This is a genomic window from Thermococcus barophilus MP (genome assembly GCF_000151105.2).
Taxonomy (GTDB): domain Archaea; phylum Methanobacteriota_B; class Thermococci; order Thermococcales; family Thermococcaceae; genus Thermococcus_B; species Thermococcus_B barophilus.
Genome location: NC_014804.1, coordinates 1904559 through 1917364, shown reverse-complemented (window position 1 = coordinate 1917364; position 12806 = coordinate 1904559). Strand labels below are relative to the sequence as shown.

General features: G+C 37.1%; 8 protein-coding genes and 1 pseudogene. All 9 read right to left on the bottom strand.

What is annotated here, in order from left to right; genetic code table 11:
- Positions 1 to 143: 143 nt before the first annotated feature.
- A complete protein-coding gene (locus TERMP_RS10560) occupies positions 144 to 584 on the bottom strand; it encodes a ferritin family protein (protein WP_013468403.1) in 441 nt (146 codons plus the stop codon).
- A 29-nt stretch (positions 585 to 613) separates the two neighbouring features.
- The gene (locus tag TERMP_RS10555; protein WP_013468402.1) at positions 614 to 1153 is read right to left on the bottom strand and encodes a ferritin-like domain-containing protein; all 540 of its coding nucleotides are present in this window, start codon (positions 1151 to 1153) and stop codon (positions 614 to 616) included.
- Positions 1154 to 1198: 45 nt separating this feature from the next.
- Positions 1199 to 1996, bottom strand: a complete 798-nt coding sequence (locus tag TERMP_RS10550) for an HAD-IIA family hydrolase (protein ID WP_013468401.1) — start codon at positions 1994 to 1996, stop codon at positions 1199 to 1201.
- Between the two features lie 40 nt (positions 1997 to 2036).
- Entirely contained in the window at positions 2037 to 2636 is a 600-nt protein-coding gene (locus TERMP_RS10545; protein ID WP_013468400.1) for a TasA family protein, read from the bottom strand.
- Between the two features lie 321 nt (positions 2637 to 2957).
- A complete protein-coding gene (locus tag TERMP_RS11710) occupies positions 2958 to 3974 on the bottom strand; it encodes a hypothetical protein (protein ID WP_237702826.1) in 1017 nt (338 codons plus the stop codon).
- 273 nt (positions 3975 to 4247) lie between these two features.
- Positions 4248 to 4916: pseudogene (locus TERMP_RS11795) on the bottom strand (ArnT family glycosyltransferase); the annotation flags it as partial.
- Entirely contained in the window at positions 4870 to 7047 is a 2178-nt protein-coding gene (locus TERMP_RS10535; RefSeq protein WP_148221095.1) for a hypothetical protein, read from the bottom strand. The pseudogene TERMP_RS11795 and the gene TERMP_RS10535, both read right to left, overlap by 47 nt.
- A 32-nt stretch (positions 7048 to 7079) precedes the next feature.
- Entirely contained in the window at positions 7080 to 7808 is a 729-nt protein-coding gene (locus TERMP_RS10530) for a hypothetical protein (RefSeq protein WP_013468397.1), read from the bottom strand.
- Between the two features lie 94 nt (positions 7809 to 7902).
- The gene (locus TERMP_RS10525) at positions 7903 to 12747 is read right to left on the bottom strand and encodes a PEGA domain-containing protein (protein ID WP_013468396.1); all 4845 of its coding nucleotides are present in this window, start codon (positions 12745 to 12747) and stop codon (positions 7903 to 7905) included.
- Positions 12748 to 12806: the final 59 nt, after the last annotated feature.

The following is a 12806-nucleotide window of genomic DNA, read 5'->3' as shown; positions in this document are numbered from 1 at the left end:
GTAGAAATATCAGTGCTATGAATTTGGGAATCGGGGTAAATATACCTTGCCCATGTTTGGTTCGCCAAGATGACAAATATTATGCTGGCACTCTGTCGTAAAAGGAGTTGATAGAAAAAGGGATATGTCGGATAATTTATCCATTATCTGTGAACAGTTTCGTACATTATCTTTAGCCTGTAAGCGTGCTTAAGCTCCTCTTGACTCATCATTCTGAAGATTTGGGAAAGGGAACCATCCAATATTTCGCTGAGCTTTTGATAGAGCTCATAACTGTGCTTTTCTCTGATGAGGGCTTCAAGAATGAGATCCTCCAAGTCCTCTGGCTCAACCCTTTCATCGGTTAAGTAGGGCTCAAGACTTAATGCATCCAAGTGATCAATAACCGCACTGTTTTCCAGCGTTTTTTCTTTGATGAATGTTTGCACAGTATTCCTGTGCCTGAGCTCTTCACTTGCCAACCAGTTGAAATGCTCAGCCAGCCGCGGTGTTTCATAGACTGCAAAGGTCTCACCGAGCTTGTACAGGTTGTAGAGTTCATTCTCCTGCCAGGCGATCTTCTCAAGGAGCTCCTGAACTTTCATCCGTATCTACTCCTTTCCAAGCAGCTTATTTATTCTCTCATGCATATCCTCTTCAGCTTTGGCACGCTTATAAAAGAGATACTGGTTAACAAGAAAATCGTAATGCTGCCTTTCATCTTTAGCAAGTGAAGTGAACAAATCAGCGTACTCTTTGATGAGAGCTTGGGCAACAAATTGATACTTTTTTCGGCAAGCTTTTCAGAGCTTATTGCAACCTTCAAAATGCTGAGGTAGTCCTCTGCTGTTTTAATATCCTTTCTAACGTCTTGGAATGATACCTCAACCCAAGAGGGAAGTGGTATTTCGGAGGGTTCAACGCCTGGAAACAGCTCTTCAAATACTTTGCGAATTTTCTTCTTATGTCCTGACTCTATTTTAATGAACTGTTCAAACTTCATTTTCGCATGTGGTTCCTCTATGTGCTGTGATAGAAATTTATAAAGCTGTATGGCGTCTTCTTCGCCCTTTAATGCGTAGCTAAGTATTTTCTCGAGAGGAAGTTTGACAAGCTTCTGTAAGATTTGATCAACCTTTTCCTCAACTTCCCTGTCAATTTCAAATCTCTCCATGATGAAATCCCTCACTCATATTATTTGGAACACAAGGTTAAATATTTAATCATTGATATGGACTTTTAAATATTCCAGAAGTTCTTTTATGCTGGGCAAAACCAGATCAGGCTTTATTTTACTTTTCTCAATGTCCTTCAGTGTGTTTACACCAGTTAAGACCATTATCGCTTTTGCCCCTATTCTTTTTGCAAATGCTATGTCCGTGTCAAGTCTGTCACCAACAACCCAGATTTCATCTGCGGTGAGCTTTTCTTTAACCACTTCAAAAACAGGCTCATTGGGTTTTCCAATTATTAATGGCTCAACATCCGTTGATGCTTTTAACGCTGCCAAGATTGAGCCAGCTCCTGGCAGAATACCTTCCTCCCCAGGGTAAGTCGTATCTGGGTTAGTACCAATGAACTTTGCACCGTTCCTAATTGCCAAAGTCCCATACTTTAATTTCTCGTAAGTCAGTTTCGTGTCAAGTCCCACAACGACATACTCTATTTCTCTCCATCTTTCCTTAGCTTCCCCAACACTCATAATCTCCCAGCCGATGTTCTTAATTTCTTCAACAAGGCCTTTTCCCCCGATTACAAAAACCTTTCCTTTCCTGAAGTGCTTCTGCAGATAGCGGGCGGTTGCATAACCTGAAGTTATTATCCAATCTTCTTCAACATCAATCCCCAGATTTAGGAGTTTTTCCCTATACATCTTTGCATTTTTTGTTGAGTTATTGGTGAGAAATACAAAAGGAACGTTTCTCGATTTTAAATAGTCAATCACCTCTTTTGCCCCCTCAATTGGAGTGTTTCCCCTGTAAATTACCCCATCCATGTCGAATATTATACCAAGCATTGCGGACACCAAAAGAGAAAAGGGGGGGAAGTTTAAAAACTCACTGCTCGGCATAGATGTTCAGGGTTATCCTCGCAATATCTGTCTGGCACTCATTTCCGGCATCATCTTTGAGCTTAAAGCCAACGGTGACTTTAATATTTTCTCCAGGCTTTAAGAGATCCCTGGGGAGAAGTATTTGCTTGCCGCTGATTTCCTTCAGCGTCTTTCCAACATAGTCATCCAGTGAGTACGTTTGGCTGTCCTTTGTCACGGAGAGCTTTGCTATGATAATGTTTTTGCTCAGCTCGCCTGTGTCTGTGGTATTATCAACAAGAGATTCAGCATCCGTAAGTTTTCCATCCTCTAAATCCTCAACGTTAAGGGAGAGGAGGATCCTCGAGACTCCAACATCCCCTCTGTTCTTTATGTAAAAGCTGAACTCCCTGTAGTCACCGGGCTTTAGATTTGAGAACTCAAAAAGCTTCAGATCATCATAAAATCTGCTTCCATCTTTGCTTATTCCTATATCAAACTCCCCTGTGGATATTTCATTGCCTTTCGAAATGCTTTTGTCACTGAATAAAGCATTTCCCACCTGGATTCCTGCCGCTCCTATGAGTATTCCAGCAACCAGTACTATCAGCAGGAGCTTTTTCATACAACTTCCCCTCTGTTAGAGTTTACAATTAATATTAGGAACATAAAATATAAAAGCTTTTCGTAAGTTGATCGCACATCGTTTCAGTTGATCATCCTGATGAATTTGCTAATAATTTGGTTCATGTAAAAAATTTCGGTGATAATAACAAACCATATAAAACCGAACTTTTATGTCCTCCCCAATATCAGCTTTTGCCATCTATCCTACAATGAAGCCGAATTAGCCCGATCTGCTGTTAATTTAGATATTTCCAACCAACAACTAACTGAGAAAGAAAGCATTTCTTGAATAACAGTTACGCCTAAGTGTATAAAAAAGTTATCTATTTATTGTCGATAAGTTAAAGATATATAAATCACCTATTTTAAGATAAGGATAATTATCCATTAGATGTTCCTCTAATGTTTGATACTTTTTGTCCTTAAATAAATCTTCTGTACTTACAAGATACATATATCCAGTTTCATCAGTTGTAACATTAATATTTTTAATTAAATCTCTAAGAGTCCATATCAATACAACACATCTTTCTGAATAAAATGTTGAGGAATAACTATGAATACCCGCTTCAGGAATTGCAAAAATTCTATCATTGGGCGTTGTTATATTCTTTATAATCAAACCTTTTCTGTATTCAGCTGGATATACCCAGCTATCTCTAATATGGATAACATACAGAGCTTGGTATACAAAGAGCATTAAGACAATCAAGATTCCAAAAAATTTCAGAAATCCAACACTTACATATTGTTTGACAACAGTTATATACCACAAAACTCCCAATACGAGCACTGATAGTATTATAATCAGCCCATAGTATGGGACTCTTGGATATAATATATTTTTGAGGTATGATATAAATAATACTGAAAGTAGTAATACAGGAAATGATTTCCGGAGATTATTTTCTATGTTGTTCTCATCCTCAACAGTTATATTATGGGAAATTATCAGCCAAAACATAAGATATGCTCCTATACTTGCTATAATAAGAATTAGGAGACTTATTTCATCAATGTTACTACTATGGAACGTTTTAAGTACTGCTACTAAAAATAAACTCCATAATGTACCAAGTATACATGCACTAGCCGTTAAAATAGAAAGAGGTAGTGATGTTAGATAAGACCTCTTGGCAGACAGAGTTCTAAAGAATACTAATATGCCCTTGCTAGAGGAGAACACTATTGCAGGAACTAATTGGTATAGCCAAAAATCATGAATCCACGCACCTTGTCTGAAGAGAAAAATACTTAAAATGCCATGAATCCAAAATGGAATTAAATATCCATCATTTTCAAGCTTGGTCAAGACAAAGTATGTAATCCATATCAATGTAAATACTAAGATCACAGACGTAAAAAGATTTATTGATCTTTTGATCTCCAGCATCATAAATTGAATAATTGTAAATTTATAAGTTGCTCCTGGTCGATCAAATTTTCTATAGATCCTAATGCCAGATCTGGTTAAAAATCCTTGGTATAACTCAATTATTTCATGGGACCCCCCCAATAAATATACAAATAGCAAATAAGATATAAACCCAAGAAATGCGCCCACAATTAGAAAGATACCAATGCGAATAGAGAATTTGGAGAGCTTATCTTTCATGAGTGAATGTAGTAATACACCGGGAATTATCAAGTAGGCTTGCCAGTCAAACCAGGTTGCAATATACAAGAAAAGTGCCATTAGGTATAAGTTTTCGCTTTTTAGAGTTTGATGGTACCTAATATAAAAATAGACCGTGGCCAATACAAAAGGCATGATAGAGTAGTCGGGCGCAATTATCCTATCATAATAAGCAGAAATCGGTAAAAACGCAAAAATAAACATTGAAACAATTGCAACACTTTTATTCCATATTGTTTTAGAAATAATGTATATCATAAGCAAAGTTAACATAGAAAGGGAGATTTCAGTCAATCGAACACTACTTTCACTTATACCAAAAAGTCTAAAATATATCGATGTAAGAATACTAATCATAGGAGGATGATGGAAGTAATAAGAAAAATTATCAGTATTATTGATGTAACATGGCGTTGATACTAAGCCAAATTTCGTTTTCAAATATCCATACCAAATATAGTTCCGAGCATATGTTGCATACTGAGCATTGATATATCTAAAGTACTCCGTAAATGGTCTCGAAAGATTTCGTACTCTAATTAAAAAAGCGACAATGAATATAATAACTGGAACAATTTCAGATCGTTTCCACAAGTTATCCAATCTCAATAATTTCAACAGTATCACCCTCACTGAAGCCATTGTTGTCGTTTGGATCAAACTTAAGGAAGCGAAGTACTTTGTTATCCGATTCAATCCATTTACCGACAATATAATAGGTATTTTTATACTTTTCTATGTCTTGGGAAACTTTATTCACAAAGTACCAAACTCCAGCAACAGTAGCATCTATATTTGTACCCTCAATTATCAGTATTGGAGCTCCATGGTACTTAACTGCTTGAATGACAAAAAGACCTTCATTAACATTCCACCATTCTTTTTTGGGAGATGGAACTGAGTACGTGAAATAGGGAGTAACCACGGAATCTTTATCCATATAAACTAACATTGCTCTATTTTTTTCTAATAGCTGGGTGCATTTGTTTGCTAATTTCCCTCCCATGACAATAAGTGGATATCCCTGCTTAATATACATTTCACAATTGTCTATCTCACCTATGATTAATGCTGGAAATTCCTTGTTTAATAAAGTAGTGAAGTATTGCTTAACTTTTGGATTTGATGTTCCCAAAATTACAATTACTGGGCCTCTTTTTTTAGAGAAAAACCCTAATGAAAGAGGATGGTAGTTGCTACCATACACATATATAGCATCAGAGGACAGGACTATACTTGAACCTTGTGTAATCTCCACAGGCTTTCCATAAGCCTTCAGTAAGTTCTCCATAGCAAACTTCAAATATGGTGAAACGTTGTACCTAAACATTAACGTATTTGAAAGTCTGACTTCTTTGGCAACGTCAATCATCTCGTCACTCCAAACAATATCATAGTCATATATTTGTGGAGGTCTGGCAGTGTTTATCATGCTAATTACTATTAACACCGAAATCAATATAGAAATAGCGAGCTTTAAATGGGACAATCCCATTGCCTTAATGTCCTTATATAACGCATAGGTAACAGTGGGAGCGGCGAATATTACAAAGTACTGTGCAACTCTTACCATCCAGTTACTAAACCCCCATATTGCACTACCTTTCGGCATAAAAAAGGATATGAAAAGCATTGCAATTCCAATAAATATCCATATAATTGCCATAATATCAAATTCTGTAAGTGTATTATCTTTTAATTTATCTAAAAATCCTCTAACGAACATAAACCCAAAAAATATATTCCCCAACTGGAAGAACACCAGAGTCAAGACCGACCCTCTGTATATCTTAGTATACGTACTTGCCCCAAGCTTGAATTGAATGTAAAAACCAACAGATAAAAATATCAATGCTAAGAAAATTATTTGTAATGAGAATTTAATCAGTATTCCCCTAAGAGATTCCCAAAGATTCACGAGGTCGTTAAGATATCTACTATGGAGGAATTTCCCTGCATGATATATGAGAAATACCAGCATGATATATGCAAAAGTAGAAAGAGAAGAGAAATAGTTTAGTAACAACTGAAAATTGTCGAATTGGGGCATGCTATTTAACAACCAAACTAAAGTGCGTATTGTTCTGCTTGAATAGGGGAAAGATAAGAAAGCCAGCCATGCTATGAGCACAGCAAAAGATATACCAAGAAACTTTTTGAAGACTTCTTCCGATGATTCAGATTTAATGAAAACTAAAACAAAGTATGCCATCAAAAGTATCGAGAAAAGAAAAAAGGAGAAGATATGGGTAAAAATCAATAAAGTGAACAATACAGGCATTATTATGAAGAACATCTTGTTAGGCTTTATGCTCATAAACAAGGAAACTATTGAAAGTCCAACAAGTATACCCAACTGCTGCGGACGAATTTGTATGAATGACCAAATATAAAAGCTTGACACAAACAAGACTGCAAGCGAAATAGTAGAGTATTTCTTTGAAATCCCTACCCTTGTATATGCCCAGTAGATTATACCTACATAAAGGACTGCAAAAGCCAATGAATAATAGACTACCAAGCTAACAGGATCTATACCTAGCAAGATCCTTATAGAATGTAATAGGAATGGAACTACAAACCCAGAAACTATAGATGTTTTGTACCAAACTGGATTTCCAATAAGGGAAATATAATATGATTCATCAATAGTAGTGAAGTATCGCCCAAATCCAACCCTAATATAATATGTTACAACTAAGGAAACAATAGCTATTATACCAAGCTTAGCTTTACAATTAGATTCAAAGAAAAGGACGTATAAACTAACCATCAAAAACAACAAAAGGAGAAAAGTAATAAGCATTATTTCTCACCTTTCACCTCTATGGTTGCGGATAGCTGATAAACTTTACCAGTGCTTGATTTTACCACAACTTTCATAATAACAGGCTCAGGGATGTACTTTGTTTTCAGAAAGGATGTAACGACTTTATAGCTCTCATCCCCGACTTTGCTCATATTAAACTGGTAAACTTCCTTTATTTTAGCAGAGTTTTTGATGATTCTTGTTTGGGTAATTGAGATATTCCTTGAGACATCTAAGATAAACGTTAGATTATTCGAACCATCATACATAACTGGAGTGTGGTTGATTAAGTATAAGAGTTCATCAGCACTCATATTGGACATCAAATTTTGAAATCTTAATATATTTCCTACAATAAGTGACAAACCATTTACAAAGTAAATGTTCTGCTCATGGGTTAGTACCACTTTTTCGTAGCTTACTTTAGATATTGAAAATTCAAATGGTATCTCATTTCGCTGTCCAGGATTTACAGCCACTTTTCCCTGCTTAATCAACTCATCATTAACATATACTTCAAAGGAGTAATTAACAGGATATAGCTCATGCGACTCAATTACAAACATCATTGTATATGTTTTGTTAGGAATAATATATTCAGGAACTGTTAAATTTTCAAAGTACACCTTTGAAAATCCTTCAGAAGGATTCTGTATGTTTATTAAGACAACTATAGAAAGAGAAAGAACAATTATCAATGCAATAAGATAATATTTCTCTTTCACTTCCTAATCCCCCATAGAATGGTAAAATATTGGTAATTAAAAATCTTGCGATAACTGAATAACAAAAGGAGAAAAGAAAGGTTGGAAAAAGGCTTCAGCCTATAAAGATTACTGTGATTGTGTCTCCGGCGCTGAATCCGCTTGTATCTCCAAGGTTCGCTCCTGGCAGTGGAATGTCTGCTCCTGCTTCAGTATCCTCCCATTTTCCAACAATGTACGATATGCTGTTATAAGCAGCAATGTTTGGATAGACTTCAGTGAGGAAGTAGTAAGCCCCAGCCGCAGTACTATCAGCATCAGTACCATAGATTGTAAACACTGTAGTATTAAACTCCCTGTCATAGAAGGCTTGAATAATAAAGTATCCCTCTGTAACATTCCACCAAGGTCTAGGGACAATCCAAGTGATATTCTCCTGAGGTGTTACAATAGTTATACTCCCCCCACTAATACTCATATGCACTGCTGAAGCATTATCATACCTTGCAGTAACATTGTTAACCAAAGGCCCACCAACAGAGATGATAAGGTCATTAGAAGCTACTTCATTGAAATCAAATTCTCTGGCTAATCTTGAAACAGCACGCTTGTCAATTGGAAGCGTTCTTGACACGTACTGAGAAACAGAGAAAGCATCAGGCGTCCCATAATTATTGAAGACAAAGAACACCGAACTAGCATTATTCACTACTGTAGTGTAGTCCCCAATAGAGAACGGTGCGTAGTTAACTAATGGAGTTAGTCTCACGTTAATTGTTATAGTTTCCCCTTGATCTATAGTTAATGTGGTAACATACTCATGATACCCATCCCTAATTAACTTCACAGTGTGAGTTCCTGGGGAGACTTCTACAGTTAATGGGGTAAGTCCCTTAAGTTCATCATCAATGTATACTTTGGCCCCAGAGGGGAACGATGAAATTTCAAGCGTTGCTGGGAGGAAACCGGGTGATAGAGTTGCATAAATTGTTTTGCTTTCTCCCGAATTTATTGTAACGGAGATAATAAGCTTTTGATAACCTTCTTTGGAAAGCTCTAACGTATATTCTCCTGGTAGAAGGTCAACCTCCAAGGGCGTAGTCCCAAAGTAAACATTATTAATGTACACGCTGGCTCCAGAGGGATTAGAATAAACCCTCAAGTGGCCTGGAGTAAATAGAGGAGATAAGTCCACGTTTACAGTTTTCATTTTTAACAGTTCTCCATTCTCATCGTACATTATAACACTAAGCGTTCCATTTTCACTGACGTTCGAGAGAATTCCTGAAAGGTTAAATGTAACCGGGAGTTCCAAGATTGTCTTTTCGTGCATTTCTGGATAAGCGAGGTTTGTAAGAGTTACATTTCCTGAAGACAGTACAACAACTACTGTTGAATTCACATCTTCATAGCTTATGAGGTCTATAGTCATGTTTAGAAGTTTTTTGACAGCGTTGAGGTTCTGATCGATGTTCAATATATCTGCTCTCGATAACAAGAAGAAAGATACTTCCTTGTTTATTTTTACTGAGTCAGTTGTTAAATCATTAGTTATCAGAGTAGCGGATAACAGCGTGGCTTTTCTAGTATTATTCAATACGAATGCAGACGGGTCTAAGAAGACAGTAAAATTCTGTATGCCCGGAGTGACGTTCTCAAAGTATCCCCAAGTGTCATACACAAGTCCACCAACACTATACTTGAGTATTATCGAAATGTTTGAATCCCTTGAAACGTTAACGGTAAAAGTTACTGCAGGTTTGTAATTTATAGTTCTAGGAATAACGTCTACTATTGTTGGATATGCCGATTCGAATTTCATAGGGTCGACATTGATAGACCAGTTATACGATCCAAGATATATTCCACTTGTCTTATTTGTCACATGGATCATAAAGGAGAAGTTACCCATAAACTTCCTAACATGCATTCCGTCAATGTATGTGGTATACACGCTGGTAGAGGTCAGGTTAGTAGAATTTAGATAAACCATCCAGCTCGGTGCCATAAGTATTGGAGAGATTGTAATTCCTGTGAGATTGTTGAGTTCTGTGATGTTAACCTGAATTTCATCGTACTTCCCATCCTTGTCCGAGTCAACTGGGACATACCTAAAGTCAAACTGCGGAGTAACGTGCTCAAACTGCCTGTAGTCGTAGCTGTTTGTTCTACCCAAGCTGAAGTTGGAATATACGATACTCCCATTTTCATCCTCAATTATCAGCCCCACGTCAAATGGGCCAGTATAGTTGGTGTAGTAAAGATATTGGCTGGGAATTAGGATCTCCAGCAGAGTGAAACTATTAGTAATAGACAGATCCGCTGGCCACGCAACTATTACCGTGTTGTTGGCTAGCAAATAAAACAGTCCATTATACTCGCCAGTTGCATTGGAGTGGATTTCTATTGTAAGCCTCAAACCATCAAAAAGACCATCAGAGTTAGTATCAACTGGAGATTCTGAGATTAAACTCACATTCATGATATAGGTCCCAACTGAAGTTGACGCTACCGGATCAACTATTTGGTAACCATATAGCATTGTCGATACCCCTGCAGACGCTTTTACTGTTCCAAATATCCCTGCAGAAACAACTGAAGGGATTTCGTATGCCATGACGAGGGGAACTTCGGCTTTCACTGTTATAATTGGGTAACTTATTTTTATACCTTCTTCAAATTTATACACATAGTTCTGAAAACTTCTACGATAAAGGTTGTTTTTGATACTACTAACTTGTGTTACAGTAAGTTTTGAATGGGGGCTTCTAGACCAGCGATCCCACTGGGACATTGTGACAAAACTTTGTCCTGGTAGTTTACCAAAGTTCAAGCTCTTTTCTACCACTGCAAAGAGATAAGTGCTATTTAGAAATTCCGAGCGTTTAGAGTATTCAGCGTCAAGAATTGTCTTTTGAAGCTCCCCGTAGGCTAATTGATCAAGTAAAGGTATGTCAGTAAATGTGTACAGAAACCATAGTTTTACCATGTCACCAATTTCTGAAGCATTGGAGATACTGGCAGTTTCTACTCCCCTGATTAGCCATATTTCCCCTGCAATTGACTCAATTCCAACTCTACTTCCCAATCTTATAGTCATTCTGTCTCTAACGGGATAATATCGAAATTGTACATCTAGCCCCCCGCCAATCCCAAGAAGTCTCCAGAATAAAAACTTGACTTTAGCCTCTATAATGCCACTCACACCAGCGTATATATAAAGGGAGGAGAATGGATCCACTGAAGTACTCTTAAAAGTCTTGTATCCATACTCTTGCTCAACTATATAGTCAGTTAACGTTTTGACCGTAGACGACATAGGGGCTGCTAATATGGCACCATTCTTACCCCTAACTCCCCCGATTATTTTTTCCATTTCTATTTTCGGCACTAAATATGCATTGTTATCTACTTCCATAGGCTGATAAATAGTTACTCTTTCATAGAGTGTACTTATTTCAATAGGTTCTACTGGAATCTTTAGGTCTTGAATTTCAACCTGTTGGAATCTTGGAGAGCCTTTGCTCACAGAGTGTGATATATAGAAAGTGCTATTCCGTAGGACATCCTGAATACTAATTTTATATATTTCCCCTGTCCTTATCTGTGGAGTCCCAATAGGATATTCTGAAGATACAACGGGCACTAGTGGAAATCCAATAACTCTCCACAGTGTTATCGTAACATTTGTGGTACCATTTTTAAGTGTTAAAGAATCTCCTTCTTCATTCAATGCCAAAGTGAAATACATTAAGAGATTTTCAACTTCCCTGGTATTGGCAGGGGAATCCGGCAGATCATTTATTTTGCTTAAAAATTCATTGAATTCTCTTGGCTCCTCTAGAGGAAGTGGGGGAATGTACTCCCTATGGATCATGGAATAATACGAAGCACTTGCAAGATTAATGTTTTGATAGTTGTCTACCATCATAGAAAGATATCTGTTGCTTTCATCAAACCACTGAGCAATATCCCCAAGTATATTAAGTATCTCCTGATCAGTCAGCATTACCTTCTCGTACCTTTTTATAGATCTTTCCTTTGCAATATAACTTACATTGGCCTCCATGTAGGTACCGTCTGGAAGATTTATGATAACCTTAACCAGTCTTTCACCCCCATCCATGCTTTGATTGGTGGGTGTGTAAACTATCTGATATTGCTGGCCAATTGTCGTTGTTATATAGTGCAAGACCTCTTCGAACCCATTCTGTTGGACTTCACTGATATCTATATCTAACGCACCAATCATCTCTGAAAGAGCAGAAAGCTTTTGGCCATCTCTATGGTTATAAACTAGCGCTAACAAAACTCCTTCTGCTGTCAAATTATTCGCTACTTCTTCAACAGAATAAGGAGACTGATCATCTTCGTCTGTTACAACTATAAACACTTTCTGAGCATTTGGATTGAATTCCAAATCAAGTGCCTTGAGGATTCCACCAAAACTCCACTCTGTACCTCCTGCTGTATATATGGAATTCAGTGCTTCCACAAACTCAGAAACATTATTTGTAAGAGGTAGATCTATTCTCGCATCATCATAATTTGCAAAAGTTACAAGAGCAAATCTGACGTTTTCCCCTCCAATTCTTTCGAGGTCATAGGAAAATTGATAAGCACTATTTTTAATAGCCTCTATATAACTGTCCATGCTATCGCTTCTGTCTATTATAAACACAACGTCTATTGGCATTATAAGTCCTTCTCCAGTGTAATAGACGCCTGTTATTTGTTGTCTTACACCATTTTCATAGACTTCAAAATTCTCTGCACTCAAAGTCTCTGAAACGTTTAATGAAATGCGAAGCACTACTTCACTTGGAAAGTTACTTGAGTCGACAGTGATAAAAACATTTTCACTACCTGCTTCTACATAGTTTCCTTGAAACGCTGGTACTGTTCCGAGACTCATCAAAAGCAAACTTATAATTAACAAGCATTGAAGTTCTTTTTTCATTATCATCCCCCCATTCAGAAAAAACTAATGTAGGGTAAATGTTTCCTAATTTTAACAAA

What these genes read in the sequence shown, in the direction of transcription:
- TERMP_RS10535 (WP_148221095.1), bottom strand. Translation starts at nt 7,047, where the DNA reads ATGGTTAGTTTATACGTCCTTTTCTTTGAATCTAATTGTAAAGCTAAG.
- TERMP_RS10560 (WP_013468403.1), bottom strand. Translation starts at nt 584, where the DNA reads ATGAAAGTTCAGGAGCTCCTTGAGAAGATCGCCTGGCAGGAGAATGAA.
- TERMP_RS10545 (WP_013468400.1), bottom strand. Translation starts at nt 2,636, where the DNA reads ATGAAAAAGCTCCTGCTGATAGTACTGGTTGCTGGAATACTCATAGGA.
- TERMP_RS10525 (WP_013468396.1), bottom strand. Translation starts at nt 12,747, where the DNA reads ATGAAAAAAGAACTTCAATGCTTGTTAATTATAAGTTTGCTTTTGATG.
- TERMP_RS10555 (WP_013468402.1), bottom strand. Translation starts at nt 1,153, where the DNA reads ATGGAGAGATTTGAAATTGACAGGGAAGTTGAGGAAAAGGTTGATCAA.
- TERMP_RS10550 (WP_013468401.1), bottom strand. Translation starts at nt 1,996, where the DNA reads ATGCTTGGTATAATATTCGACATGGATGGGGTAATTTACAGGGGAAAC.